This is a genomic window from Mesorhizobium sp. CNPSo 4689 (assembly GCF_057784325.1).
In genome coordinates this window covers 217,816-242,700 of sequence record NZ_JBWLUZ010000005.1, presented here as the reverse complement: position 1 = coordinate 242,700, position 24,885 = coordinate 217,816, and the positions used below count along the sequence as shown (strand labels likewise).

Sequence of the window (24,885 nt, the reverse complement as noted above, 5' to 3'; positions counted from 1 at the left end):
TCAGCAAAATTTAACCGACTTTCTTAAGCGCGGCGGTAAGAAGCCGGCGCTAATATTCCTGCATAAACGAGGCCGGAAAAACCGGCCCGGAGAGAACCGGAAAACGGCCCTCAGGAGTAACAGGAAGGCAATCGATGAACACTGGACTGAAGCCAGTCTGGGCCGGACGTAACATGCGTCTCGACCCATTCCGCCTGCCGCAGATGGTGACCTATGCGACGCGCGACGACTATGGCGACGTTACCTTCACCATCGACCAGCGTGGCGCCGTCATTCGCCGCATGCTGGAGATGAGCGGCGTGCCGGCGATCATCGCGCTGCCCGCCAACGCGTTTCGTGGCGTCGCCGCCCGCGCGATGGAGGATCCGGATGGCAACGTCACAGTGACGCTCGAGCTCCTGCACAATGATCCGATGCTGTCGGTGCCGCTGCTGGTGGCCGACGATCTCGACGACGTCGCTGCCGACTGGCGCGCCTGGGCCGACGCCTACCGTCTGCCGATGCTGCTGATCGAGGCCGACGGCATCGCCCGCACGCTGGAGGAATCGCTCGGCGCCGCCATCAAGGCGCTGCCGCCGCAGGACCGCCGCAAGGGCCGCGCCTCGACCATGCGCCGTCCGCGCTTCCTCGCCCGCCGCAGGGCCGGCGATCTCGGCCTCAGGCTGGTCGTCGACGGCCAGGAGATTATTGCGCGGGAGTTGAGGGGTGTTCCAGCTTGGCGGAACGCTCCGCCTAGACGCTGACTGACTAACGGCGGCGATACCCAGCCAACGCCTCATTCCTTCCAACACCCCTCATCCGTCTCGGCGCTGCGCGCCGATCCACCTTCTCCCACAAGGGGAGAAGGAAACAAGCCCTTACACCAGCGGCTTCAACGCCACCCAGAGCGAACCGCCGATCAGGCCGAGGAAGATCAGCCAGCCGACCTGGTTGTTCGACCTGAACAACCGCAGGCATTGGTCAGGATTGTCGATGTCGAGCACGGCGATCTGCAGTGCCATATGCGCGCCGGCGGCGATCAGCCCCGCCAGCGCCGGCACCGGCGCCTGTGCCGAGGCGAAAGCGATGGCGAAGCAGATGAGCGCCCCGCCGTAGAGCCCGACCAGCCAGATCTTGGTGTTGTCACGGAACAGCCGCGCGGTCGAGCGCACGCCAACGATGGCGTCGTCTTCCTTGTCCTGATGCGCATAGATCGTGTCGTAGCCGATCACCCACAGGATCGAGCCGATATAGAGCATGATGGCGGGGCCATCGAGATCGCCGAATTCCACCGCCCAGCCCATCAGCGCGCCCCAGGAAAAGGCGAGGCCAAGCACGAATTGCGGCCAGTTGGTGAAGCGCTTCATGAACGGATAGATGGCGATCACGGCGAGCGAGGCGATGCCGAGCGGAATGGCAAAACTGTTGAACTGCAAGAGCACTGCCAAGCCCACCAGCGCCTGGATTACGAGGAACACCCAGGCCTGCTTGCGCGTCACCTTGCCTGCCGGCAGCGGCCGCGACCGCGTGCGCTCGACCTGGTTGTCGATGTCCTCGTCGACCAGGTCGTTATAGGTGCAACCGGCGCCGCGCATGGCGATGGCGCCGATCAGGAACAGCAGGAGATACCAGGGCGCGGGTAGCAGCGTCAGCAGCGGATCCGCGGGGCGGGGATAGGCACTGGCGGCAAGGGCGGCAGACCACCAGCACGGCCACAACAGCAGCTGCCAGCCGATCGGCCGATCCCAGCGGGCAAGCTGCGCGTAGGGCCAGAGCCAGCGCGGCAGCGCCCGGTAGGCCCAATGGCCGCTCGGCGCATCGGCGACACGGCCCTGGGCTGCTTTCGACTGGATGGGTTCCATGCTGCTGGAGTGGCAGCAGCGATGGGCGCCGTCAAGCGTCAGGCGAAACCATCACCCGGTGAAAACATCGTGACCAAAGAACCATTCCTTCGCCACCTCGGTGAACGTCAGCGCCGCCTTCGACAGCCGCTGGCGCGTGTCGTGGGCAAGGATGATGCGTTGCATGGGCAGCGGATCGGACAGCGGCTTGCACACCAGCGGCAGGCCGTCATAGCTCATGTCGCCATGCGGCCTGGTGTAGCTGACGGCGACGCCGAAGCCGTTGGCCACCATGCTGCGCTGCAGTTCGAACGAACTCGTCGTCGAATGGGCGGTGGGCGACAAGCCACGGCTTAAGAACAGGTCCAGCATGTGCTGCCAGCTGTGCGGCTGGTCGGTGGTGATCAGCGGATGCGCCGCAAGGTCGGCGAGGCTGACCGTCGGCTGACTGGCCAGCGCATGGCCCTGGGGCAGAAGCGCATGCGGTCGCAGCTCGTGCAGCAGGATGCGGGCGAAATGCGCCGGCAGGCCGAGATCGTAGGTGAGGCCGAGATCGATGGCGGAATCGCCCAGCCGCCGTCCCAGCGTCTCGAAGGTCTCGTCGCGGACGATGACGGTGACGGCAGGACAGCGCTGCGCAAACGAGCGTATCAGCGCCGGCGCGAAATGGGGCGCCAGATCCTCGAAACAGCCAAGCACCAGTTCGCCGGCGACATCGTCGTCACGCGTCCCAAGCCCTATCAGTTCGTCTGCTTCGGCGAGCACCTGTTTTGCCTTGGCCACCGCGCCGCGGCCGAACGAGGTCAGCGCAATGCCGCTGCCGCGCTGGCGCACGAACAATTTCTGGCCGAGCGTCGCTTCGACATTGTCGATCGCCACCGAGATCGACGGCTGTGAGACGTTCAGCATCCTTGCGGCCGCGGTGACGCTGCCATGGCGCGCCACGGCGACGAGATAACGCAGCTGGGTGAGGGTCAGGTTCATAGAGAAAAACTATAAGCGAAATGACAAGTTATTATTTTACGCGATGTTCTGGGGCTGCGATAGTCGGGCCATCAACCAAGGAGAATTGCGATGGCCGCCCAGATCGATGCTGAGACAATCGCCGATTACCAGCGCGATGGCGCGGTCTGCATCCGCGGCGCCTTCAAGGACTGGGTCGAGACAATTGCCGCCGGCATCGAGCGCAACATCCAGAACCGCAGCGCCATCGCCTCCGACATCGCCAACGGCCGCGGCAGCTTCTTCGACGATTACTGCAACTGGGAGCGCATTCCCGAATTCGTCCACGTGGTGCGGAACTCGCCCGCCGCCGAACTGGCGGCGGCTGTGATGCAATCGCGCAGCGCCCAGTTCTTCCACGACCATGTGCTGGTCAAGGAGCCGGGCACGCAGAAACCGACGCCCTGGCACCAGGACATCCCCTATTATTTCGTCGACGGACAGCAGACGGTGAGCTTCTGGATCCCCATCGATCCCGTCAAGGAGGCGACGTTGCGGCTGATCGCCGGCTCGCACAAATGGGACAAGATGATCCTGCCGGTGCGCTGGCTCGACGACAGCAATTTCTACGCCGGCGAGGGCGACTATTTGCCGGTGCCCGACCCCGACAAGGATTCCTCGATGAAAGTCCTCGAATGGGAGATGCAGCCGGGCGACGCCATCCTGTTCGACTTCAGGACCGCGCATGGCGCGCGCGGCAATTTGACCGCGGCCCGGCGCCGGGCGCTGTCGCTGCGTTGGGTCGGCGACGATGCGCGCTATGTCGAACGACCCGGCCGCACGTCTCCTCCCTATCTCGGCCATGACATGAAGCCCGGGCAGAAACTGCGCGAGGACTGGTTCCCGGTCGTCTTCCAGAGCTGACCGGCCGGATCACCTTCGTCAGGCGCGAACTTGCCTCCTCGATCCCATCGGCGGGCAATGTTCCCGTGCGCAATTGCTGCCAAAGTGTCGAGACGCCTTGACCCGTCGCCCCGAGACCAATAGCGGGTTCTGGACGAGGACGATCGGCAGCAAGAGGTAGCCATGAATGTTCTTCTTCTCGGCTCGGGCGGCCGCGAACATGCGCTCGCCTGGAAGATTGCCGCCTCGCCGCTGCTGACAAAGCTCTACGCGTCGCCCGGCAATCCGGGCATTGGCCGTGAAGCCGAACTGGTCAAGCTCGATATCGCCGACCACTCCGCTGTCGCCGCCTTCTGCCAGGAGAAGAAAATCGACCTGGTCGTGGTCGGGCCGGAAGGGCCGCTGGTGGCCGGCATTGCCGACGATTTGCGCGCATGGGGCATCCACGTCTTCGGCCCGTCCAAGGCGGCGGCGCGGCTCGAAGGCTCCAAGGGTTTCACCAAGGACCTTTGCGCCAGGTACGACATCCCGACCGCCGCCTATGGCCGCTTTGGCGACCTGGTCTCAGCGAGAGCCTATGTTGAAAAGACGGGCGCGCCGATCGTTATCAAGGCCGATGGTCTGGCCGCCGGCAAGGGCGTCACCGTGGCCATGACGCTGGACGAGGCGCTCGCAGCACTCGACGCCTGTTTCGACGGCTCCTTTGGCGCGGCCGGAGCCGAGGTCGTGGTCGAGGAGTTTCTCACCGGCGAGGAGGCAAGTTTCTTCTGCCTGTGCGACGGCACCACCGCGCTGCCCTTCGGCACCGCGCAGGACCACAAGCGCGTCGGCGAGGGCGATACCGGCCCCAACACCGGCGGCATGGGCGCCTATTCGCCGGCGCCGGTGATGACGCCTGACATGGTCGAGCGCACGATGCGCGAGATCATCGAGCCGACCATGCACGGCATGGCCGAACTCGGCGCGCCGTTTGCCGGCATTCTCTTTGCCGGGCTGATGATCACGGACAAGGGACCGAAGCTGATCGAATACAACACCCGGTTCGGCGATCCGGAATGCCAGGTGCTGATGATGCGGCTGAAGGACGACCTGCTGGTGCTGCTCAACGCCGCCGTCGACAGCCAGCTTGCGCACAGCTCGGTGCGCTGGCACGACGAAGCGGCGCTCACCGTGGTGATGGCGGCGAGGGGCTATCCCGGCACGCCGGAAAAAGGCTCGGTCATCCGCGGCCTCGATGAAGCCGCCAGCGACGGCGCCCAGATATTCCACGCCGGCACCGCCATCAATGGCGGCGCGCTGGTTGCCAATGGCGGCCGGGTGCTCAATGTCACCGCGACCGGCGCAACCGTCGGCGAAGCGCAGAAACGCGCTTACGCCGCGCTCGACCGCATCGATTGGCCGCAAGGTTTCTGCCGCCGCGACATTGGCTGGCAGGCGGTGGCACGCGAAAAGGTTGGCGCCAACTAGAGCAATTCCAGGAAAAGTGCGTAGCGGTTTTCCGTCCGGAATTACGTAAAAACAAATACTTAGAGCGGGGCAGCGATTCTATCAAACGCTGAACCGCTCTAGGCTCGCGCACCCAGGTGGCAAGCCTTCAGCGCCTGCGACGATCCAGTTCCGTCGAGGCGGTGCTGACCGGGTCGGCCGCCACGGCGAAGGCGGCCTCGATCTGCGCGGTTGAACGCTGCTCGGTCCGCTTCCAGGCGACATAGTCGGCAATGCCGAAGCGCGGACGCCGCGGCACCGTCTTCACCACCGGCATGCGGAAGCCGTCGCGGAATCTCTGCCAGCGCGCGCCGAGCACCGAGACCATTTCCTCGAATGTCGGCGGTGTCGCCACATCGGCGTAGGTGATGGTGAATCTGCCGGCGAGCCCGTCCGCGCGCGAGACCGGCACAGGTATCGAGGCGAGATAGTCCGTCGGCACATCGATCAGCCCGCCGAAGGCCCATTGCGCGCGCAACTGGTCGCCGTTCATCGGCGCGACATTGACGTCGATGTCATTTGGCGTGCCCGCCACCCGGTAGGGACAGCGGAAGCGCCCGCAATTGGCTTGCGCCGAAAATTGCCAGAGTGCGTAACCCTGCCAGTTGCCCATCGGAAAATGCACGTCGATGTCGGGCTTGTAGCGGGCGTACCAGAGCGGCAGCCGCGACAGGAGCCGGTATTGGTAGCGGTTGTCGGCAATGTACTGGGCGGTCTTGCCGTTGGTGTAGAGCACCGGGAAGCGGCCAACACGCCGATGCACCTGACGCACGAACTCCTCGGCATCCTCCAGCGATATCCACTGCGTCGGGTCGTTGCCCTCGAGGTCCAGCGCCATCAGTTCGTCCGGCGCCGGCTCGGCGAAATCGATGAAATTGTTGGCTTGCTCGACGGGATTGCCGGGACGCGCAAGATGATAGGCGCCCCATTTCAGGCCGAGCGCCTTGGCCACCACCTTGCGCGTCTGGAACAGTTCGCGCGTCACCGCATGACGCTTCCACAGCGCCTTGCAGAGCCGCACTTCCGTCTCGTCACCCGAGCAGAAATAGGGCGGCGGCAACCCATCGGAGGCCTTGTTGATGAAGCCGACGACGCGCTTGTCGGTGGCAAGCTGCCCCCAGTCGATGGAATTGTATTCGTAGGCGTCGATCACCAGCGCGCGGTCGGCATTCTTCCACGGCTCGGAGAAATCCGAGGCCTTTGCTGCCAGTGTCAGCGCCACCATCGCCGCGAGAGCGAGCGCTGAGCGGCGAAGAAGATGCGCCGGCGTTTTCAAACAGGGAGTCCCCGCTGACCAAATACCGATGGTGAACCGCTATGGTTAAGGAATTGCTTTTGTAGCGCGGCAACCGACTGTCACCGGCGTATCAGCGGCTGGATCTCGAACGGATCGGGCGCCGGCTCCTGCGGCAGCGTTCCTTCGGCCGCGCGCTTGCGATGGTGGGCGAGAGAGCATTGCGGCGAGCACAATATGCCGCGATCCGACCAGTAGGCGGCGCCGTTCTCCAGTTTGCCATGATGATACCAGAACCCCGCAGCCCGGTAGGGCAGCCCGCATTCGATGCAGCGATAAGCGTCGGGTCTGGCGAGCATGGATGGGTTCCGCTCCGATCTGTCGCCGGCCGAATGCCGGGCTGACCCCGATTCTAATACGCGCCACCGCGATTGCAAAATCCGCGTGACAAAGTTTGACGTTTACGTAAAAAGAAGATGGGAGCGAAGGGCTAGTGGTTTTGCGGCCGCGCCGGCCCTAGGGTCGGCTGGCGGAAGCTGAGGAGGATAGCGGCATGTATCGGGCACCGGTCGAGGACATCGCCTTCACGTTGAAGCACGTGGCCGGCCTGAAGCCGGCGCTGGAGGCCGGCACGTTCGGCGATCTCGGCGAGGACCTTGTCGATGCCATCCTGGCCGAGGCCGGCCGCTTCGCCACCGACGAAGTGGCGCCGCTCTACAAGATCGGCGACGAGCGGGGCGCGGTGCTGAAAGATGCCGCCGTCACCATGCCGCCAGGCTGGAAGGAGCTTTACCGGCGCTGGATCGATGGCGGCTGGAATGCGCTCTCCGGACCGGAAGAGTTCGGTGGCCAGGGTCTGCCGACCATGCTCGGCGTCGCCGCGCTCGAAATGTGGAACTCCGCCGCCATGGCCTTCGGCATTGGCCCGACCCTGACCATGGGCGCGGTCGAAGCGCTCGACAAGCACGCGTCGGAGGCGCTGAAGGCCAAATATCTGGCAAAGCTCGTTTCCGGCGAGTGGATGGGCACGATGAACCTGACCGAGCCGCAGGCCGGTTCCGACCTCGCCGCCTTGCGCAGCCGCGCCGAGCCGGCCGGTGACGGCACCTACCGCATCTTCGGCCAGAAGATCTTCATCACCTATGGCGAGCACGATTTCACTGACAACATCATCCATCTGGTGCTGGCAAGGCTGCCTGATGCGCCGGCCGGCACGCGCGGCATCTCGCTGTTCCTCGTGCCGAAATTCCTGGTCGGCGACGATGGTGCCCTCGGCGCGCGCAACGACGTTTTCTGCTCCGGCCTGGAGCACAAGCTCGGCATCCATGCCTCACCCACCTGCACCATGATCTATGGTGACGGCTTCCAGGGGATCAAGCCCGGCGCCATCGGCTGGCTGATCGGCGAAGAGAACAAGGGCCTCGCCTGCATGTTCACCATGATGAACAATGCCCGGCTCTGCGTTGGCATGCAGGGCGTGGCGGTGGCCGAGACGGCGACGCAGAAGGCGATCGCCTATGCCAATGAGCGCCGCCAGGGCAAGGCATCCGACTTTGCTGGCGCGGGTATGGCGCCGATCGTCCATCACCCCGACGTGCAGCGCAACCTTCTGACCATGCAGGCGCTGACCCAGATCGCCCGAGCCATCAGCTACTCCTGCGCGCATGCCATCGACCGCGCCCGTGTCGCCGAGGGCGAGGCCGCCGCGAACTGGCGCGACCGCGCCAATCTGCTGACGCCACTGGCCAAGGCCTTTTCGACCGATGTCGGCGTCGATGTCGCGTCGCTGGGCGTCCAGGTTCATGGCGGCATGGGCTTCATCGAGGAGACGGGCGCTGCCGCCCTTTACCGCGATGCCCGCATCGCGCCGATCTACGAAGGCACCAACGGCATCCAGGCGATCGATCTGGTGGCGCGCAAGCTGCCGCTCGGCGGCGGCGAGCACGTGCATCGCTATATCGGCGAACTGAAGGCGGGAGCCGACGCGGTGCGGATCTCCAATGTCGAGGGCTTTGGCCGCACCGCCGATAGCCTGGATCAGGCGCTCGATGATCTATCCGAAGCCACGCGCTTCCTGCAGAAGTTGCTGGCGGAAGGACGCTCGGACGAGGCGTTGGCCGGCGCCACGCCCTATCTCCGGCTGATCTCGCTTGCCGCCGGCGGCGCCTATCTGGCGCAAGGTGCGCTTGCCGACCATGGCCGCGTCGCGCTCTGCCGCTTCTTTGCCGAAAACCTGCTTGGCGAGACGCGCGCCTTGAAGGAGCGCGTTGTCGGCGGCGCCGAAAGCCTTGCCGCAGCCGGCAAGACGCTCATTTCTGCCTGACGTTCACAAGGAAAAGACCGTGACAGACCATATCCTCGTCGAGCGCCAGGGCGCCATCCAGATCATCCGCATGAACCGTCCGGACAAGAAGAATGCCCTGACGCGCGCCATGTACGCGACAATGTCGGCTGCCCTTGCCGAAGGCGATGCCGATCCGGCGGTTCGCGTGCACGTCTTTCTCGGCGTGCCCGGCGCCTTCTCCTCCGGCAACGATCTTGCCGACTTCATGGTCATCGCCACCGGCGGCGAGGGCGGGACGGAGGTCTGGGATTTCCTGATTGCCCTGGCCAAAGTGGAAAAGCCCATAGTGTCGGGCGTCGACGGCATAGCGGTCGGCATCGGCACCACGATCAACTTGCATTGCGACCTGACCTTCGCCACCCAGCGCACAGTCTTCCGCACGCCCTTCGTCGATCTGGGCCTGGTGCCGGAGGCGGGGTCGAGCCTGCTTGCGCCGCGGATCCTGGGGCAGCAAGGCGCTTTCGCGCTGCTCGGTCTCGGCGAAGGCTTTTCCGCCGAGCGGGCGAAGGCCGCCGGGCTGATCTATGAGGTGGTCGAGGAGGGTGCACTGGAAGCTGCCGTGCTGGAAGCCGCCAGCCAGATCGCGGCCAAGCCGCCGCAGGCGCTGAAGATCGCGCGCGACCTCATGCGCGGCTCGCGCGAGGATCTCGTCGCCCGCATCAGCGTGGAAAGCGAACACTTCCGCGAGCGCCTGAAATCCGATGAGGCCCGCGCCGCGCTCACGGCGTTCATGATGCGCAAGAAGGCGGGCTGAGCCAGCTGCCCGCCGCTAAGCATTCGGCAAAAGCGGTGGGCACGGCAGAGTTGCGTCTGGTCTGGGGAAACTCGCGCATGGCGTGATTTTGGTCTGTACATGCAACGCCTCGCGCCCTATCTGACGAGTGGGCGGTTGGGGTGTCCTGCGAGGTGGAGAGGACATGACCAAAGACGTTGCCATCAATGCGCAATTTGCCGAAAATGATTGCCGGCGCCCATTGATGCGTTGAACGCCTCGATATGCTTGCCGATGCCGTAAAGCCGCTCGGGCTGACGCTCAAGCTCTGGTGGCGCTTCTGGCCGCAATTGGTCGCCATCGTTCTGCTGGGCATCGTGTTCGGCGACCTGTTCATGCAGGTCGCGGCGCGTACCGCCTTTCTCAACCACATGGCAGGGCTCGCCTTGCTGACGCTCGTCGCTTTGACTCAGCTCATCGTCACGGTCGCCATGTTCCAGACATTGCTGTCGGCGCTGCCCGCGACACGTGCCGCGCAACAGGCGGCACGCGATGAAAGCTCGGGCGAGACGCGCGGCGGCAGCGCGCGGCTGGCCCGCATGGTGACCGTCGCGCTGCTGCCCTTTTTCGCCTACTACGCCGCCTGGGGTTTTCTAGGCGATACGGTGCGGCAATATTCGCGCGTCACGCTCGACATGGCTCCGTTCGGTGAAAGCGCAGGCAACGTGCTCGATGTCCTCGATTCGCGATGGCTGGTCTTTTCCGTTGCGATCTCGTGGTTGGTCCGGCGCTTCGCCACCACGATGCAGAAACGCGGCGGCGGGCGCTCCTTCTGGCAGATCGTCGTGGTGATCTGCGAGACCAACTGGATCTTTATCGGTCTCTACGTGATCTCGCGCTGGAAGGACGAAATCCTCGGCTGGATCATGAGCCGCAACGTCTTTTCCGTCCTGCAGGCCACGGCGGACGGCATCGCCAGCCCAATCGCAAGCGCCTTCGCCGACCCAATGGTGCCCGTGGAGGTCACCTCCATCGACACGGCGACCAAGCTGATCAACCTGTTCTTCTTCATGCTGCTGCCGGTGATCTGGCTTGTGCTGGCCGCGCTCATCTACGGCTACGATGTCCGCGACGACAGGGAGCTGATGCGCGTGCACCAGCGCGTCGAACGTCTCGGCGAGCGTTATCGCGCCATCCCGCAATTCCTGCGCGACTTTGCCGAGCACTTCATCTCCGGCTATCGCTCGCGCTACCTGCCGATCGCCAATGGCGTGCGCATCACGCTGAGCTCCGGCGTCGTGCTGATCGTCACGCTGATCGTCGGCTATCGGCTGATCGACTGGCTGGCGGCCTGGGCGTGGCTGGGTATGACGCGCCTCATCGGCCCGCATGATCTAGACACCTGGCAGGTTCTTTCCGAGGCCATTTCGCTCTTGTTCGGCAGCCCGTTCCAGGACAGCTCGACCGGCATCCTCGTCGAGCCGCTTCGCATCTGCTTCCTCGCAGCGATCCTCGAAACCGCATTCGCGCTGCCAAAGCGCCAGACCGATGATGGCGCGCAACTGTCCGATCCGAAGGGCAGGGTCGAGGCCCACAATGTTTGAGAACGCCGGTTCCCGCCTGAAAGCTTGGCTGGTGGCCGGCATCGGCACCGCGGCAGCGTTGGCTCTCGCTGGTGTGCTGGGCGCGTTCGGCGCGAGGCACGAGCCGATGCAGCTCCTGGCGCCGACCGGCCGGATCGAAACTGGCCAGTGGCTGCTGCGGCCGCTCCGGGCCTATACCGCCGAAGGCGAGAACCTCTACGGCGCGCCGCTCAAGCCTGGGGCCAAGGCGCTGGTCTTCGAGGTCGAAATGACGAACCGCACGGCGAAGTCCAGCAAGGATTATTTCGATGTCCTGCAGGCGAGCCAGGCCACGGTCGATCCATCGTCCAAGCCTTTCATAGTGCTGACGCGCGATTCCACGCTCTCGCCGGAATTGCATCCCGGCATGCCCGAGCGCATGGCCTATATCTGGGAACTGCCGGGCGGGTCGGCTCCGCCGGCGAGCCTCGACCTGACGGTGATCCGCAAGACCTACAAGCAGGCTGGTTCAATCCGGCGCCGGCCGGCACGCTGACACTTCCCGTCGGCTCCGGGCCCGACACGGCGGACATCCAGCCATGATGCGCAAGACGGCCAACATCATCCTGCTGCTCGTTGCGGTGGCATTTTGCTACGGCCTGCAAATGTCGAAGCCACATTATGGTGACCTTATCGGACCGATCCCCGCGCACGGCAATGCGGGTGAGACGATCACCGGACGGAACTTTGAGGTGCGTGCGGAAAAGGTGGCATTCGCCCGGAACCTCAAGGTGGATCGCTTCGGTGAGACCAAGATCCTGACCACCGGTGGTGTCTGGGCCGTGGTGACGGTGGAGTTTACGGCGCGGAAGCAATCGACGTCCGTTGCGGTCGCGTCCTGGCGCGGTCCGACTGGCCTTAACTATGATCAGACCGAGCGGATGTCGTTTGCCGACGGGCTTCTTCCCGTGGCCATCGACCCCGGCCTGCCGAAGAAGGCAAGGCTGGTCTTCGAGTTGCGGCCGGACGAGGCCAGCAACGCGACCTTGCTGATTTCGGAAAAGCTGATGTCGGCGCTCGATTCGCAGGCAGAGATTTCGCTCGGACCGGTCGCCATCGCACCCGATGGCTTGCCTGCTGGCACAGTCGACACCTTGGATATGTCGCAGCCGATCTGAAGGACTGGCACGGAATGACAGCACAGGATCTGGTTCAGCAAAGTGGGCTCGGCGAGCGGAAATGGCGACGCCGCAGCCTTTGGGCGCTGCTTCTGCTGATCCCCTTGACCTTGGCCGTCGAGGCCTATGACAGCGTCAAGGCGCTGCTGGCCGACAATGACCTGTTTGCGCGCCGCGTCGCCTGGGGCCAGAGCGTGCATTTCGGCGGCAGCGACTGGAAACTGACCGACCTGCGCGGTGCCTTCGGCATGGCGAACCTGCCGCCGGATTCCGTGCCCGTGCTGGCTGACTTCTCGGTAAAGGTCGGCGATCCCGATCTGCAAAAACTCTGGCTTGGCTGCAAGGTGATGCTGATCGACGCCGCCGGCCGGCGCTGGGCGCCGACATCGGCGGTGACGCTGAAGGCGCCAGGCGACGTGCAGACCTGCACGTCGGCGATCTTCTCCGGCGCCAAGAGCGGCGACACCCTCAATTTGCGCGAGACCTTCCTGGTGCCGAAGGACGTGACGAAGACGATACGGCCGGCGGTCGGCCTCGCCAGCGAGCGGCCGCATTTCCTGCTGTTCCAACTGGAAAAGGATTGATTTCCTGCGCCCGTCCGAGGGGCTAGGGGTATAGTCGCGTCTTGTCCCAGCCGCCTGCGGCATTGCGCGAAAAGACGAGGCGGTCGTGCAGGCGGAATGGCCGGTCGTGCCAGAACTCGATCGTTTGCGGCACGATGCGGAAACCCGACCAATGCTTTGGGCGCGGAATCTCGCCGATCGGGTAGCGCGCCGTGTATTCGGCGACCGCCTTTTCCAGCGCGAAGCGGCTTTCCAGCGGCCGCGACTGTTTCGAGGCCCAGGCGCCGATGCGGCTGCCGCGCGGCCGCGTCGCGTAATAGGCATCCGCCTCGGCATCGCTGACGATCTCCACCGGTCCGCGCACGCGCACCTGCCGGCGCAGCGATTTCCAGTGGAAGCACATCGCCGCCTTCATGCTGCCAAGAATCTCGCGGCCCTTGGCGCTCTCGAAATTCGTGTAGAATACAAACCCGCCTTCATCGAACCCCTTGAGCAGCACCATCCGCACATCCGGCATGCCGTCGGCATCGACGGTCGCCAGCGCCACGCCGTTGGCGTCGTTGATCTCGCTCTTCGTCGCGTCGTCGAGCCAGGCGCCAAACAGTCGGAATGGCTCGGCAGCCTCGGTAAAGTCACCGGTTGTTAACTCAGTTTCGCTCATAGTTTTTCTCAAATTGTCACGATGGCTGGGAGGTTGCCGATTGTTGCGTATCGCGCAAGCTTTTGACAGCAGGCAATGGGGCGTTATCGCTTCGGCCAGCGCCAAAGCCGCGATCGTGATGGTCGCGTTGCCTCTTGCCGCTTGTGGCGCCGGCGGCTTCAGCCTGGAAAAGGCCGAGGTCGACCGTTCGATCCTGACCAGCAGCACACCTACTTCCGCCACCCCGACCGATCAGGACCGCGATTCGGACCAGACCACGATCGGCAATGCCGTGTCTTCCGCCGACATCGAGGAGCTCGGCGGCCAGGCGGTGCCATGGGCGAATGCAGGCACCGGCTCGCGTGGCTCGATCACCGAACTGGTCGAATTGAAGGACGCGGGCCAAACCTGCCGACGCTTTACCGCCTCGCGCGAGAGCTTCGACGGCGTCTCGCTGTTCAAGGGCGAATTGTGCATGGCCGGAGCCGGCGGCTGGCACATGCAGGACTTCAAGGCGCTCTGATTTTCCACCGCCATTTCTCTCCTTGCGCTACTGGAATTTCTTCCTATGCGAGCGCATATAGGGGGCAACCATGGACTCACTCCTTCTCCAGGGCAGGAAGCATGCGCGACCCCTATGAGGTCCTGGGCGTTGCCAAGAACGCATCGGCCAAGGACATAAAATCGGCGTACCGCAAACTCGCCAAAAAACATCATCCGGACCAGAATCCGAATGATCCCAAGGCGAAGGACCGTTTTGCGGCCGCCAACCAGGCTTACGAGATCGTCGGCGACGAAAAGGCCCGCGCCGCCTTCGATCGCGGCGAGATCGACGCCGACGGCAAGCCGCGCTTCCAGGGCTTCGAGGGCGCGGCGGGCGGTGGCGATCCGTTCGCAGGCTTCCGCCGCCAGCAGGGTGCCGGCGGTTCGCGATTCGAGTTCCGCTCGGGGCGTCCAGGCGGCGATCCGTTCGACGGCAACAGCGACATTTTCAGCCAGATCTTTGGCGACGCCTTCTCTGGCGCGCGCGGGCCGGGTGCGGGCGACCGCCGGCAGCCGGCGGCAGGCGCCGACCTCAACGTGACGCTCGACGTCACCGTCGAGGAGGCGGCCACCGCCGAGAAGGTGACGGCGATGTTCCCCGACGGCCGCAAGGTGGCGGTCAAGCTGCCGGCCTATGTCGAGGACGGCCAGACCATCCGCCTGAAAGGCCAGGGCGAGCAGGGGCCGGGACAGCCGGGCGACGCGCTGGTCAAGATCCGGTTCCGCCGTCATCCGCGCTACCGTCTCGAGGGCCGCGACCTGCATGCCGATCTGCCGGTGGCACTGGCCGACGCCGTGCTGGGCGCCAAGGTGGCGGTCGAAACGCCGACCGGCCGGCTGGCGGTCAATATTCCGGCATGGTCGAGCTCGGACAAGGTGCTGCGGCTGAAGGGCAGGGGCCTGCCGGAAAAAACCGGTGGCCATGGCGATCTCTACGCCCATGTCAGGCTGATGCTGCCAGAGGGCGGCGACAGCGAGCTCGAAGCGCTGATGCGCCGCCGAAAAGGCTGATCGAGAGAGTTTTCTCCGCTGGACTGTCCGTTTTGAACGCTTGAAGGGGCCCTGTGCCTGTGCGATAGGGCACTCCACAAAGCAGACATACTTTGCGGAGAGTGCTCACATGGCGGGTGGACAGGGCCTTATGGCTGGCAAGCGCGGGCTGATCCTCGGCGTCGCGAACAATCGGTCGATCGCCTATGGCATCGCCAAGGCCTGTGTCGATCACGGCGCCGAAATTGCGATGACCTATCAGGGCGAAGCCTTCAAGAAGCGCGTCGAGCCATTGGCGGCCGAACTCAACGCCCATGTTGCCGGCCATTGCGACGTCACTGATCCGGAAAGCCTCGATGCGGTGTTCGCCGACATCGCCAAGCACTGGGGCAAGCTAGACTTCCTCGTCCATGCCATCGCCTTTTCCGACAAGGATGAACTGACCGGCCGCTATGTCGAGACGACGCGCGACAACTTCCTGCGCACCATGGACATTTCGGTCTATTCCTTCACCACCATCGCCAAGCGCGCCGAGCCGCTGATGACCGATGGCGGTTCGCTGCTGACGCTGACCTATTACGGTGCCGAAAAAGTGATGCCGCACTACAACGTCATGGGCGTCGCCAAGGCGGCGCTCGAAGCCAGCGTGCGCTATCTGGCCGTCGACCTCGGCGCCAAGAAGATCCGCGTCAATGCCATCTCCGCCGGTCCGATAAAGACGCTGGCCGCATCAGGCATCGGTGACTTCCGCTACATCCTGAAGTGGAACGAGTACAATTCGCCGCTGAAGCAGACGGTCACCCAGGAGGAAGTCGGCGATTCCGGCGTCTATTTCCTGTCCGACCTCTCGCGCGGCGTCACCGGCGAGATCCATCATGTCGATTCCGGCTACCATGTCGTCGGCATGAAGGCGGTCGACGCCCCCGACATTTCGACCGTCAAGGACTGAAGCAATTCCAGGAAAAGTGTGTAACGGTTTTCCGTCCGGAATTGCGCAAAAACAAACGGTTAGCTTCCGACTGATCCCTTTCGACCAAGCCTGGCCCGAGCCTCGGAAGACCTGATGTATCCGCTCGTCTACTTTGTGCGCCACGGCCAGACGCAATGGAACGCCGAGTTCAGGCTGCAGGGGCAGGCCGACACCGATCTCAACCCGCTCGGCCGCGAGCAGGCGAGCCGCAACGGACAGCGGCTGGCCGAGCTCGTCCACAATCCCGAAGAATTCGACTTTGTCGCCAGCCCGATGCGGCGCACGCGCGAGACGATGGAGCGTCTGCGCGCGGCGATGAAGCTCGATCCGCTTGCCTATCGTACCGAGCCGCTGCTCGTCGAACTGAGCTTCGGCGACTGGCAGGGCTTCACTTTTGCCGAAATCGAGGCCAGGGATCCCGGTTCGACCAGGCAGCGCAGCCTCGACAAGTGGAATTTCCAGCCGCCGGGCGATGGCGCAGAAAGCTACCAGATGCTGCTCGAGCGGGTGAAGCCATGGTTCGACGCGCTCGATCGCGACACGGTCTGCGTGACCCATGGCGGCGTCGTGCGCGCGCTGTTTCGCGTAGTGCTGGGGATGTCCACGCGAGAGGCGGTCAGGATGGACGTGCCTCAGGATCGCCTGGTCCGGCTGCAGGGCCGGAGCCTGGAGTGGCTATAGGGCGCTAGACTTACTCTGTGTCCGGAAGTTCCATGTCGGTGACGACATTCTCGCCATTCGTCACGTCATAGGCGAGGACGATGTCCATGCCGGGCTTCAGCGCATCGAGATCGGTCTCGGCATTCAGCTTGTAGGACTTGCCGTCTTCCAGCGTCAGCGTCAGTGTATCCTTGTCGATCTTCTTGATCAGGCCTTCGGTCTGGCCGGCGAAGGCGGCAGTGGAAATCAGCAGGGTGGCGGCAACAGCGCCAATCAGGGTACGCATCGTCGTCCTCATTATCATTGCGCCGGCATGGGTAGCGGCGGATCCTCAACGGCGGATGGAAGAGAGCAGAAACCAACCGAATGTGTCAAAACTAAAACCGCCAGATCACAGTTTGACCACTGTGGAAAACGCCAATAGAAGGCAGGCTTGAACCGGCTCCGCCGCCGGGCAGGGCACTTCTCCATGTCTCACAACACGTTCGGCCACCTGTTCCGCGTCACCACCTGGGGCGAAAGCCATGGGGCGGCACTCGGCTGCGTTGTGGACGGCTGCCCGCCTGGCATCCGCTTCACTCAGCGAGAAATCCAGGCAGAGCTCGACAAGCGCCGGCCGGGACAGTCACGTTTTGTGACGCAGCGTCGCGAACCCGACGAGGTCAAGATACTCTCCGGCTTCATCTTCGACGAGGACGGCGAGACGATGATCACCACCGGCACGCCGGTGTCGATGCTGATCGAAAATGTCGACCAGCGCTCGAAAGACTATGGCGAGATCGCCCGCCAGTACCGGCCGGGCCATGCCGACTACACCTATGACGTCAAATACGGCCTGCGCGACTACCGTGGCGGCGGCCGCTCCTCCGCCCGCGAGACTGCGGCGCGCGTGGCGGCCGGCGCGCTTGCCCGCAAGGTCGTGCCCGGCATGGTGGTGCGCGGCGCACTGGTGTCGATGGGCGAAAAGTCGATCGATCGCGCCAACTGGAACTGGAATTTCATCGGCGACGCCGAAAATCCATTCTTCACGCCCGATCCGGCTTCCGTTCCCGTCTTCACCCAGTATCTCGACAGCGTCCGCAAAGCCGGCTCCTCGGTCGGCGCTATTATCGAGATCGTCGCCGACGACGTTCCGGCCGGCCTCGGCGCACCGATCTATGCCAAGCTCGACCAGGACATCGCGTCAGGCCTGATGTCGATCAACGCCGTCAAGGGCGTCGAGATCGGCAACGGCTTCGAGGCTGCCCGCGTCACCGGCGAACAGAATGCCGACGAGATGCGCATCGGCAATGATGGCAAGCCGGTGTTCCTGTCCAACAATGCCGGCGGCATCCTTGGCGGCATCTCGACCGGCCAGGCGATCGTTGCGCGCTTCGCCGTCAAGCCGACGTCGTCGATCCTGACGCCGCGCAAGTCGATCGACAAGGACGGCAAGGACGTCGAGGTCATGACCAAAGGCCGCCACGATCCTTGCGTCGGCATCCGCGCCGTGCCGATCGGCGAGGCGATGGTTGCCTGCGCGATCGCCGATCACTATTTGCGTCATCGTGGCCAGACCGGGCGCGTCTGACCTTCAACCTGCAAGCGGAAGCGAGCGTCGATGCCTTACGATCAGAAGAAAATCGTCGAAGCCCTGCGCGCCTTCGAACGCGGCGAGATCGTCGTCGTCATGGACGATGACGGGCGCGAGAACGAGGGCGACCTGATCGTCGCCGCCGTCCACTGCACGCCGGAAAAGATGGCCTTCATCGTCCGCAACACTTCCGGCATCGTCTGCACGCCAATGCCGCGCGAGGAGGCAAAACGCCTCAATTTGGCGCCGATGGTGGCCGACAACGATTCCGCCCACACGACGGCCTTCACGGTCAGCGTCGATTTCAAGCACGGCACCACGACCGGCATCTCGGCCGACGACCGTACGTTGACCGTGCGCAACCTCGCCAACGGCAATGTCGGCGCTTCCGATTTCGTCCGCCCCGGCCACATCTTCCCGCTGATCGCGCGCGAAGGCGGCGTGCTGATGCGCTCGGGCCATACCGAGGCCGCGGTCGACCTCTGCAAGCTCGCCGGCCTGCCGCCGATCGGCGTCATTTCCGAACTGGTCAACGATGACGGCACCGTCAAACGCGGCCCGCAGGTGCAGGCTTTCGCCGAGGAGCATGGCCTGAAGCAGATCTCGGTCGCCGATCTCATCGCCTACCGCCAGCGCAAGGAAACGCTCGTCGAGCGCGTCGCCTGCTCCGACATCGACACGGCGGGCGGCAAGGCGCAGGTCTTCACCTACACGCTGCCCTGGGATTCGATGCACCACGTGGCGATCGTCTTCGGCGACATCCGCGACGGTGAGGAAGTGCCGGTGCGGCTCCATTCGGAGGATGTGGTGAGCGACGTCTTCGGCACCAGCCACCGGCTGGACGGCGTCATGAAGGCGATGGGCGAGCGCAAGCGCGGTGTCATCGTCTATCTGCGCGAAGGCTCGGTCGGCGTTGCCCATCAGGAGCGCAAGCGCCCGGCGAGCGGCGAGCGCGAAGATCATGAAGAGGCGCGCCGCCGCGAGAACGAATGGCGCGAGATCGGCCTCGGCGCGCAGATACTCAAGGATCTCGGCATTTCCTCGATCAACCTGATCGCCTCGCGCGAGCGCCACTATGTCGGCCTCGAAGGTTTTGGCATCCACATCGCGAAGACCGAGATCCTGTGAGGATCGACCGCTAAAGGACAGCGCCCGGCCCGCTCGAAACCGGGCGCTTCGTGGATCATTCCGCGGGAACAGCGGCCGCTTCGCATCCGGCGAGATCGCAATCCGGCTCGCCAAGGCTGTGCTGGCCGATGAGCACGGTGGCCAGTGCGATTGCGCCCGCCACCACCGACACGAAAAACCCGCTCTGGGCGCCGAAGGCGTCCACCACCGCGCCGGCGGCGAAGGAGCCGAGCGCCATGCCGATGCCGATGCCCGTCGTCACCCAGGTAACGCCTTCGGTCAGCATCGCTGCCGGCACGCGCCGCTCGATCAGGCCGAATGCGGTGATGAAGGTCGGCGAGATCGCCACGCCACTGACGAAGACGGCCAGCGCCAGAAGCGGCACCGTGTCGGCGACGAGCAGTGGCAGCGTGGTGAGCGCGATGACGGCGATCGCAATTGCCAGTTGGCGTTGCAGCGGCACTTTCAGGTTCAGGGCGCCGATGACGATGCCGAGGACGAACGAGCCGAGTGCGTAGACGCCGATGATGAGGCTGGCGGCACCCGGCTGGCCCAGTTCCTTGGTGATCGCCACGGTGCTCACTTCGGTGGTCGCGAAGGTCGCGCCGATGAAGATCAGGGCGAAGGTGATGATCTGAACCGGCCGCAAGCGGATTGCCGAGCCATGAGAACCATGTTCCGCCGGACGCACGCGCGGCTCGGTCGAGCGTTGCAGGATGAAGGCCGTAGAGCCCAAGGCGAGGAACAATGTGCTGACCAGCATTCCCGCTTCTGGGAACAGGGCGACGCTCAAGCCCACCGAAAGCGATGCCCCGGCGATATACACCAGTTCGTCCGCCGCCGACTCGAAGGCGAAGGCTGTGTTCAGCTCCGGACGATCGCGGAAGATCTCGGTCCAGCGCGCGCGCACCATGGCCGGAATGCTGGGCATGGCGGCGGCCAGCAGCGCCGAGGCGAACAGCGTCCATATCGGCCAATGGCGGCTGGCTGCTGCAATCAGCACCACGAAAGCAAGCACGGAGATGATGGTGGTGGGCACGACAATCCGCGTCTGGCCGAGGCGGTCGACCAGCCGCGAGATCTGCGGCGCGACGAAGGCGTTGGCCAGCGCGTATGTCGCGGAGACGGCGCCGGCCAGCCAGTATTCGCCGTTCGTCTGCGACAGCATAGCGACGATGCCGATCGGCGCCATGGCGATGGGCAGCCGGGCAATGAAGCCGGCCGTGGCGAAGCCTTTGGTGCCGGGAGCACGAAAGATTTTCGAATAGGGATTTTGCATGGTCTGGCTTCCTCGACAATCGCAGGATCGACAATTACATACGTAGCGTATGAGTATTAGTTAGTGCATACGCCGCGTATGTCAATTGGCATACGCAACGTATGTTAATGGGGCCAGAGCCATGCACAGACCCCGCAAGGAAATGATCGCCGAGACGCGCGCCAAGCTGATCACGGCCGCCCGCCATGCCTTCGGCACCATTGGCTATGCCGAAGCCTCGATGGACGATTTCACCGCCTCGGCCGGGCTGACGCGCGGCGCGCTCTATCATCACTTCGGTGACAAGAAGGGACTGCTGCAGGCGGTCATTGCCGAGATCGACGGCGAAATGGCGGCGCGGGTCAATGAGGTGGCGGCGCTGGCGCCGACCCGCTGGCAGAGCTTCGTCGACGAATGCACCACCTATATCGAGATGGCGCTGGAGCCGGAAATCCAGCGCATCATGTTCCGCGACGGTCCGGCGGTGCTGGGCGATCCGGCACAGTGGGCGAACGCCAATGCGTGCGCGGCTTCGATCACCAATCACCTGACTAGGCTGCAGGAGGAGGGAGTGGTCGTAGCCGACCTCGACCCCGAGACCGCCGCGCGGCTGATCAACGGCGCCAGCAGCCAGGCGTCTCAGCGGATCGCCAATTCACAAGACCCCGAGGCAACATCGAAGAAGGTGGTGGCGGCCTTCAAGCAGCTGCTCGAAGGCTTGCTCAAAAAGGCTGACGGCCCCGCCGACCAGCGTCGATAAGCCAAGGATGTGCACCGGTTTTGCGGCCGCGCGGCGCTACCCGAGATTGACAATCGCAAGGTTGAGATCATCCTCTGCGGCCATCTCTGAGGCGGGGGATTCGGCGATGTGGGACTTCAGCATCGGCAGGTCGGTGTCCATCATGATCAGGACATGGCCCTTCATCGTCTTCCGCATGATCGCCTATTTCGGCATCACGCTGGCCTACATTATGGCGACCGGCACCGGCGCCAGTGTCGGCTACGGCGTCGGCCACATCTCCACCGACCCCGACGGACCAATGTCCTTTGCGCTGTGGGGCGGCGTGGTCGGCTTCGGCGTCGTTTCGATCGCCGTCTACTGGATCCGCGAATACATCCTCTACATCGTCAAGGCCGGCCATATCGCGGTCATGGTCCACCTGATCGACGGCCAGGACGTGCCTGGCGGCCAGGACCAGATCTCCTATGCCAGGGCCGTGGTGACCGAGCGTTTCGCCGAGGCCAACGTCCTGTTCGTGCTCGACCAACTGGTCAAGGGTGCTATTCGTGCCATCACCGGCCTGATCGGCGGCATCGCCGCCTTCCTGCCCATCCCCGGCCTGAGCGGCCTGGTCAGCTTCATCAACACCGTCATCCGCATGTCGCTGACCTATGTCGACGAGATCATCCTTGGCTACAACATCCGCATCAATTCCACCTCGCCCTTCGAGACGGCCAGACAAGGCATCGTGCTCTATGCGCAGAACGGCAAGACCATGGTCAAGAACGCGATCTGGCTGTCGGTGATCATGTGGGGCGTGTCCTTCGTCATCTTCCTGTTGATGCTGGCGCCCGCCGGCGCGATCCTCTGGTTCATGCCGGGGCAGCTCGGCGGCTGGGCTTTCGTGCTGGCCATCGTCTTTGCCTGGGCCTTCAAGGCAGCCTTCATCGAGCCCTTCGCCATCGCCTCTTTGATGCAGGTCTATTTCAGCACCATCGAGGGCCAGGTGCCCAATCCTGACTGGGATCGGCGGCTGTCGGAAGCTTCCTCGAAATTCAGGGAACTCAAGGACAAGGCGCTGGCCTCGTTTGGCGGCTCGCGCTGGGCGCAGCCGGCACCAACACCCAATAGCCCCACCTAATCCCTGTTGAACATCACGCGACGCAGGCGCGAAAACATGGTCAAAGCGCCCGCACGCGCCTATATCGGGGCATGGTCACCAGGCTCTACACCCACCCGATCTTCCTCGAACACCTGACGCCATCGGGCCATCCGGAGCGGCCAGACCGCTTGCGCGCCATAGAGCGCGTGCTCGACGACGAAGCCTTTGCCGCGCTCGACCGGGTCAAGGCGCCTGAAGGCGACGAGGCAACCATCCTCTATGCCCACCCCGAGGATTTCGTCGCGCGCGTCCGCGCCGCGATCCCCGAGACCGGCATCGTCTCGATCGACGCCGACACCAGCGCCAGCCCCAAAAGCTGGCAGGCGGCGGTGACGGCGATCGGCGCGGCCAATGCCGCCGTCGACGATGTCTTCGAGGGCCGCGCCGCCAATGCCTTCGTCGCCGCGCGGCCGCCCGGCCACCATGCCGAGAAGACCACGGCGATGGGCTTTTGCCTGTTCAACACCGCGGCGATCGCGGCGCGTTACGCGCAAAGGAAGCATCAGGCCGAGCGCGTTGCCGTGGTTGACTGGGACGTCCATCACGGCAACGGCACGCAGGACATTTTTTGGGACGATCCGTCGGTGCTCTATTGCTCGACGCACCAGATGCCGCTTTATCCCGGCACCGGCGCGAAGAACGAGACGGGCGCCGGCAACATCGTCAACGCGCCGCTGGCACCACGCACCGGCAGCGAGGTTTTTCGCGATGCCTTCCTGTCGCGCGTCCTGCCCGCGCTCGACGATTTCGCCCCCGACCTGATCATAATTTCAGCCGGTTTCGACGCGCACCATCGCGATCCGCTGGCCGAGATCAACCTGACCGAGGAGGATTTCGACTGGGCGACCGGCCAGCTGATGGAGCGTGCCGGGCGTCACAGCGGCAACCGGCTCGTCAGCCTGCTCGAGGGCGGCTACGATCTGCAGGGATTGGCATTTTCGGTCGCCGCCCATGTCGGGCGGCTGATGAAGGGATAAAGTATGGCAGGCGAAGGCAACGACGACGTCAAGGCGATGAGCTTCGAGCAGGCGCTCGACGCGCTGGAAAAGATCGTCGACGATCTGGAGCGCGGCGACGTGCCGCTCGACCAGTCGATCCGCATCTACGAGCGCGGCGAGGCGCTGAAGGCGCATTGCGACCGGCTGCTGAAGGCGGCGGAAGACAAGGTCGAGAAGATCAGGCTGTCGCGCGACGGCAAGCCGGTGGGAACGGAGCCGCTGGACGCCGACTAGTCGGAATGGGGGCGGGGCAAGGGAAAACAGGCAAGGAGTTCAAGCGATGTGCAGAAACATCAAGACCCTGTTCAACTTCGAGCCGCCGGCGACGAATGACGAGGTGCATGACGCAGCACTGCAGTTCGTGCGCAAGCTGAGCGGCTCAACCAGACCCTCGAAGCGCAACGAGCATGCCTTTAACCATGCCGTCGAGGCGATCGCAGCCGCTGCGCGCGAGCTGCTCGATTCGATGGAAACCACGCAGGAACCGCGCAACCGTGAGGAAGTGGCGGCCAAGGCGAAAGCCAAATCCGCGCTTCGCTTCGCCTGAGGAGACCTGATGAGCTTCTTTCCTGGCAACGATCCCACGCCTGGCGATGCCTTCGCCTGCGACCAGATCGAGCTGATGGTCATTCCGAATGCCAAGGACATTGGCGGTTTCCAGGTCCGTCGCGCCTTGCCGACCGCCAGGCGGCGGCTGGTCGGTCCCTTCATCTTCTTCGACCGCATGGGCCCGGCCATCCTGCGCGCCGACCAGTCGCTCGACGTGCGCCCGCATCCGCATATCGGGCTGTCGACGGTGACCTATCTGTTCGACGGCAAGATCAGGCATCGCGATTCGCTCGGCACCGAAATGGTAATCGAGCCCGGCGACGTGAATTTGATGACCGCCGGGCGCGGCATCGTCCATTCCGAGCGCACGCCGGAGGAGTTGCGCGGCGCGCCGATGTCGATCTCCGGCCTGCAGACCTGGCTGGCGCTGCCCGACGGCAAGGAGGAGGTCGCCCCGGTCTTCGAGAACACGGCCGCCCTTCATTTGCCCGAGATCGATGCCGAAGGCATCAGTGGCCGTGTCGTCATCGGCGCGCTTTCGGGGCTGCGCTCGCAAGTCGGCACGGCCTCGGAGACGCTCTATGCCGATCTGAGGCTGGCGCCTGGCGCCAGCGTGAAAATCCCCGCCGATGCCGAGGAGCGCGCCATCTACACACTGGAAGGCGAGGTTTCGATCGCCAGCGACCGCTTCCCGGCCGAGCGGTTGCTTGTATTCAAACCCGGCGACGAAATCGTCGTGTCGTCGGAGACGGGCGCCCATTTCATGCTGTTCGGCGGCGCCTCGCTCGGCTCCAAGCGCTACATCTGGTGGAATTTCGTTTCGTCGTCGAAGGAACGCATCGAACAGGCGAAAGAAGAATGGAAGACAGGCCGCTTCGACATCGTTCCTGGAGATGAGGAAGAATTCATTCCGTTACCGAACAATTAACGCCAGAGCTACCCGCGTCACT

28 protein-coding genes are annotated in these 24,885 nt (G+C 64.2%); 21 read left to right on the top strand and 7 right to left on the bottom strand.

Annotated features, from left to right (window positions below; translation table 11 throughout):
• Window positions 1-134: 134 nt before the first annotated feature.
• Window positions 135-743, top strand: a complete 609-nt coding sequence (locus AC04SI_RS11595) for a DUF6101 family protein (RefSeq protein ID WP_488474234.1) — start codon at window positions 135-137, stop codon at window positions 741-743.
• A gap of 114 nt (window positions 744-857) precedes the next feature.
• Here the strand turns inward: AC04SI_RS11595 and ubiA are convergent, their stop codons facing one another.
• Window positions 858-1,841, bottom strand: a complete 984-nt coding sequence (gene ubiA / locus AC04SI_RS11590; protein ID WP_488474233.1) for a 4-hydroxybenzoate octaprenyltransferase — start codon at window positions 1,839-1,841, stop codon at window positions 858-860.
• A 51-nt stretch (window positions 1,842-1,892) separates the two neighbouring features.
• Window positions 1,893-2,804, bottom strand: a complete 912-nt coding sequence (locus AC04SI_RS11585) for a LysR family transcriptional regulator (protein WP_404277186.1) — start codon at window positions 2,802-2,804, stop codon at window positions 1,893-1,895.
• A gap of 90 nt (window positions 2,805-2,894) precedes the next feature.
• Between AC04SI_RS11585 and AC04SI_RS11580 the strand changes: the two genes are divergently transcribed.
• Together AC04SI_RS11580 and purD are read left to right on the top strand one after the other, a co-directional pair.
• The gene (locus tag AC04SI_RS11580; protein WP_488474232.1) at window positions 2,895-3,686 is read left to right on the top strand and encodes a phytanoyl-CoA dioxygenase family protein; all 792 of its coding nucleotides are present in this window, start codon (window positions 2,895-2,897) and stop codon (window positions 3,684-3,686) included.
• Between the two features lie 162 nt (window positions 3,687-3,848).
• Window positions 3,849-5,132: a phosphoribosylamine--glycine ligase gene (purD, locus tag AC04SI_RS11575; protein ID WP_488474231.1), complete on the top strand. Its 1,284-nt coding sequence runs from the start codon at window positions 3,849-3,851 to the stop codon at window positions 5,130-5,132.
• Window positions 5,133-5,259: 127 nt separating this feature from the next.
• Here purD and AC04SI_RS11570 read toward each other — a convergent pair whose 3' ends face one another.
• Together AC04SI_RS11570 and AC04SI_RS11565 are read right to left on the bottom strand one after the other, a co-directional pair.
• Entirely contained in the window at window positions 5,260-6,375 is a 1,116-nt protein-coding gene (locus AC04SI_RS11570; RefSeq protein ID WP_404277439.1) for a glycoside hydrolase family 25 protein, read from the bottom strand.
• A gap of 131 nt (window positions 6,376-6,506) precedes the next feature.
• Window positions 6,507-6,743, bottom strand: a complete 237-nt coding sequence (locus AC04SI_RS11565; RefSeq protein ID WP_404277189.1) for a hypothetical protein — start codon at window positions 6,741-6,743, stop codon at window positions 6,507-6,509.
• Window positions 6,744-6,937: 194 nt separating this feature from the next.
• Between AC04SI_RS11565 and AC04SI_RS11560 the strand changes: the two genes are divergently transcribed.
• The 6 genes from AC04SI_RS11560 to AC04SI_RS11535 all read left to right on the top strand — a co-directional run bounded on the left by AC04SI_RS11560 (window position 6,938) and on the right by AC04SI_RS11535 (window position 12,764).
• Window positions 6,938-8,707 (top strand): acyl-CoA dehydrogenase family protein, encoded by a 1,770-nt coding sequence (locus tag AC04SI_RS11560; RefSeq protein WP_404277190.1) that lies wholly within the window; start codon window positions 6,938-6,940, stop codon window positions 8,705-8,707.
• Window positions 8,708-8,726: 19 nt separating this feature from the next.
• Window positions 8,727-9,482 (top strand): crotonase/enoyl-CoA hydratase family protein, encoded by a 756-nt coding sequence (locus AC04SI_RS11555; protein WP_404277191.1) that lies wholly within the window; start codon window positions 8,727-8,729, stop codon window positions 9,480-9,482.
• A gap of 242 nt (window positions 9,483-9,724) precedes the next feature.
• Window positions 9,725-11,044 (top strand): hypothetical protein, encoded by a 1,320-nt coding sequence (locus AC04SI_RS11550; RefSeq protein ID WP_488474230.1) that lies wholly within the window; start codon window positions 9,725-9,727, stop codon window positions 11,042-11,044.
• Window positions 11,037-11,558: a hypothetical protein gene (locus AC04SI_RS11545; RefSeq protein ID WP_488474229.1), complete on the top strand. Its 522-nt coding sequence runs from the start codon at window positions 11,037-11,039 to the stop codon at window positions 11,556-11,558. Before AC04SI_RS11550 ends, AC04SI_RS11545 begins: the two co-directional genes overlap by 8 nt.
• A gap of 43 nt (window positions 11,559-11,601) precedes the next feature.
• Entirely contained in the window at window positions 11,602-12,180 is a 579-nt protein-coding gene (locus tag AC04SI_RS11540; protein ID WP_488474228.1) for a hypothetical protein, read from the top strand.
• A 14-nt stretch (window positions 12,181-12,194) separates the two neighbouring features.
• Entirely contained in the window at window positions 12,195-12,764 is a 570-nt protein-coding gene (locus AC04SI_RS11535; RefSeq protein WP_404277195.1) for a hypothetical protein, read from the top strand.
• A gap of 22 nt (window positions 12,765-12,786) precedes the next feature.
• Here AC04SI_RS11535 and pdxH read toward each other — a convergent pair whose 3' ends face one another.
• On the bottom strand, window positions 12,787-13,416 hold the full coding sequence (gene pdxH, locus AC04SI_RS11530) for a pyridoxamine 5'-phosphate oxidase (protein ID WP_404277196.1): 630 nt from the start codon (window positions 13,414-13,416) through the stop codon (window positions 12,787-12,789).
• Window positions 13,417-13,444: 28 nt separating this feature from the next.
• Here pdxH and AC04SI_RS11525 point away from each other — a divergent pair, with 28 nt between their 5' ends.
• The 4 genes from AC04SI_RS11525 (at window position 13,445) to AC04SI_RS11510 (ending at window position 16,567) form a co-directional block, all read left to right on the top strand.
• Complete coding sequence (locus AC04SI_RS11525; RefSeq protein WP_404277197.1) at window positions 13,445-13,906, top strand: RT0821/Lpp0805 family surface protein; 462 nt, start codon at window positions 13,445-13,447, stop codon at window positions 13,904-13,906.
• A 101-nt stretch (window positions 13,907-14,007) separates the two neighbouring features.
• The gene (locus AC04SI_RS11520) at window positions 14,008-14,937 is read left to right on the top strand and encodes a DnaJ C-terminal domain-containing protein (RefSeq protein ID WP_404277198.1); all 930 of its coding nucleotides are present in this window, start codon (window positions 14,008-14,010) and stop codon (window positions 14,935-14,937) included.
• Window positions 14,938-15,046: 109 nt separating this feature from the next.
• Window positions 15,047-15,865 carry an enoyl-ACP reductase FabI gene (gene fabI / locus AC04SI_RS11515; protein WP_404277199.1) on the top strand — a complete coding sequence of 273 codons (819 nt, stop codon included), beginning with the start codon at window positions 15,047-15,049 and terminating at the stop codon, window positions 15,863-15,865.
• 114 nt (window positions 15,866-15,979) lie between these two features.
• Window positions 15,980-16,567: a histidine phosphatase family protein gene (locus tag AC04SI_RS11510; protein WP_404277200.1), complete on the top strand. Its 588-nt coding sequence runs from the start codon at window positions 15,980-15,982 to the stop codon at window positions 16,565-16,567.
• Window positions 16,568-16,577: 10 nt separating this feature from the next.
• On the opposite strand, the gene AC04SI_RS11505 is transcribed toward AC04SI_RS11510, so the two are convergent.
• A complete protein-coding gene (locus AC04SI_RS11505; protein ID WP_006204310.1) occupies window positions 16,578-16,832 on the bottom strand; it encodes a DUF1344 domain-containing protein in 255 nt (84 codons plus the stop codon).
• Between the two features lie 183 nt (window positions 16,833-17,015).
• Between AC04SI_RS11505 and aroC the strand changes: the two genes are divergently transcribed.
• Window positions 17,016-18,116 carry a chorismate synthase gene (aroC, locus tag AC04SI_RS11500; RefSeq protein WP_404277201.1) on the top strand — a complete coding sequence of 367 codons (1,101 nt, stop codon included), beginning with the start codon at window positions 17,016-17,018 and terminating at the stop codon, window positions 18,114-18,116.
• 30 nt (window positions 18,117-18,146) lie between these two features.
• Window positions 18,147-19,247, top strand: coding sequence for a 3,4-dihydroxy-2-butanone-4-phosphate synthase (gene ribB / locus AC04SI_RS11495; RefSeq protein ID WP_192183645.1), 1,101 nt, complete (start codon window positions 18,147-18,149; stop codon window positions 19,245-19,247).
• A 55-nt stretch (window positions 19,248-19,302) separates the two neighbouring features.
• Here the strand turns inward: ribB and AC04SI_RS11490 are convergent, their stop codons facing one another.
• On the bottom strand, window positions 19,303-20,526 hold the full coding sequence (locus tag AC04SI_RS11490) for an MFS transporter (protein ID WP_404277202.1): 1,224 nt from the start codon (window positions 20,524-20,526) through the stop codon (window positions 19,303-19,305).
• Between the two features lie 121 nt (window positions 20,527-20,647).
• Here AC04SI_RS11490 and AC04SI_RS11485 point away from each other — a divergent pair, with 121 nt between their 5' ends.
• The 6 genes from AC04SI_RS11485 (at window position 20,648) to AC04SI_RS11460 (ending at window position 24,863) form a co-directional block, all read left to right on the top strand.
• On the top strand, window positions 20,648-21,265 hold the full coding sequence (locus AC04SI_RS11485) for a TetR/AcrR family transcriptional regulator (protein ID WP_404277203.1): 618 nt from the start codon (window positions 20,648-20,650) through the stop codon (window positions 21,263-21,265).
• A 106-nt stretch (window positions 21,266-21,371) separates the two neighbouring features.
• The gene (locus tag AC04SI_RS11480; protein ID WP_488474227.1) at window positions 21,372-22,367 is read left to right on the top strand and encodes a hypothetical protein; all 996 of its coding nucleotides are present in this window, start codon (window positions 21,372-21,374) and stop codon (window positions 22,365-22,367) included.
• A gap of 71 nt (window positions 22,368-22,438) precedes the next feature.
• Entirely contained in the window at window positions 22,439-23,365 is a 927-nt protein-coding gene (locus AC04SI_RS11475) for a histone deacetylase family protein (RefSeq protein ID WP_404277205.1), read from the top strand.
• A gap of 3 nt (window positions 23,366-23,368) precedes the next feature.
• Window positions 23,369-23,620, top strand: coding sequence for an exodeoxyribonuclease VII small subunit (locus AC04SI_RS11470; protein WP_192183651.1), 252 nt, complete (start codon window positions 23,369-23,371; stop codon window positions 23,618-23,620).
• A gap of 46 nt (window positions 23,621-23,666) precedes the next feature.
• Entirely contained in the window at window positions 23,667-23,933 is a 267-nt protein-coding gene (locus tag AC04SI_RS11465; RefSeq protein WP_006204318.1) for a DUF2277 domain-containing protein, read from the top strand.
• A 9-nt stretch (window positions 23,934-23,942) separates the two neighbouring features.
• The gene (locus AC04SI_RS11460) at window positions 23,943-24,863 is read left to right on the top strand and encodes a pirin family protein (RefSeq protein ID WP_404277206.1); all 921 of its coding nucleotides are present in this window, start codon (window positions 23,943-23,945) and stop codon (window positions 24,861-24,863) included.
• The last annotated feature ends 22 nt before the right edge of the window (window positions 24,864-24,885 follow it).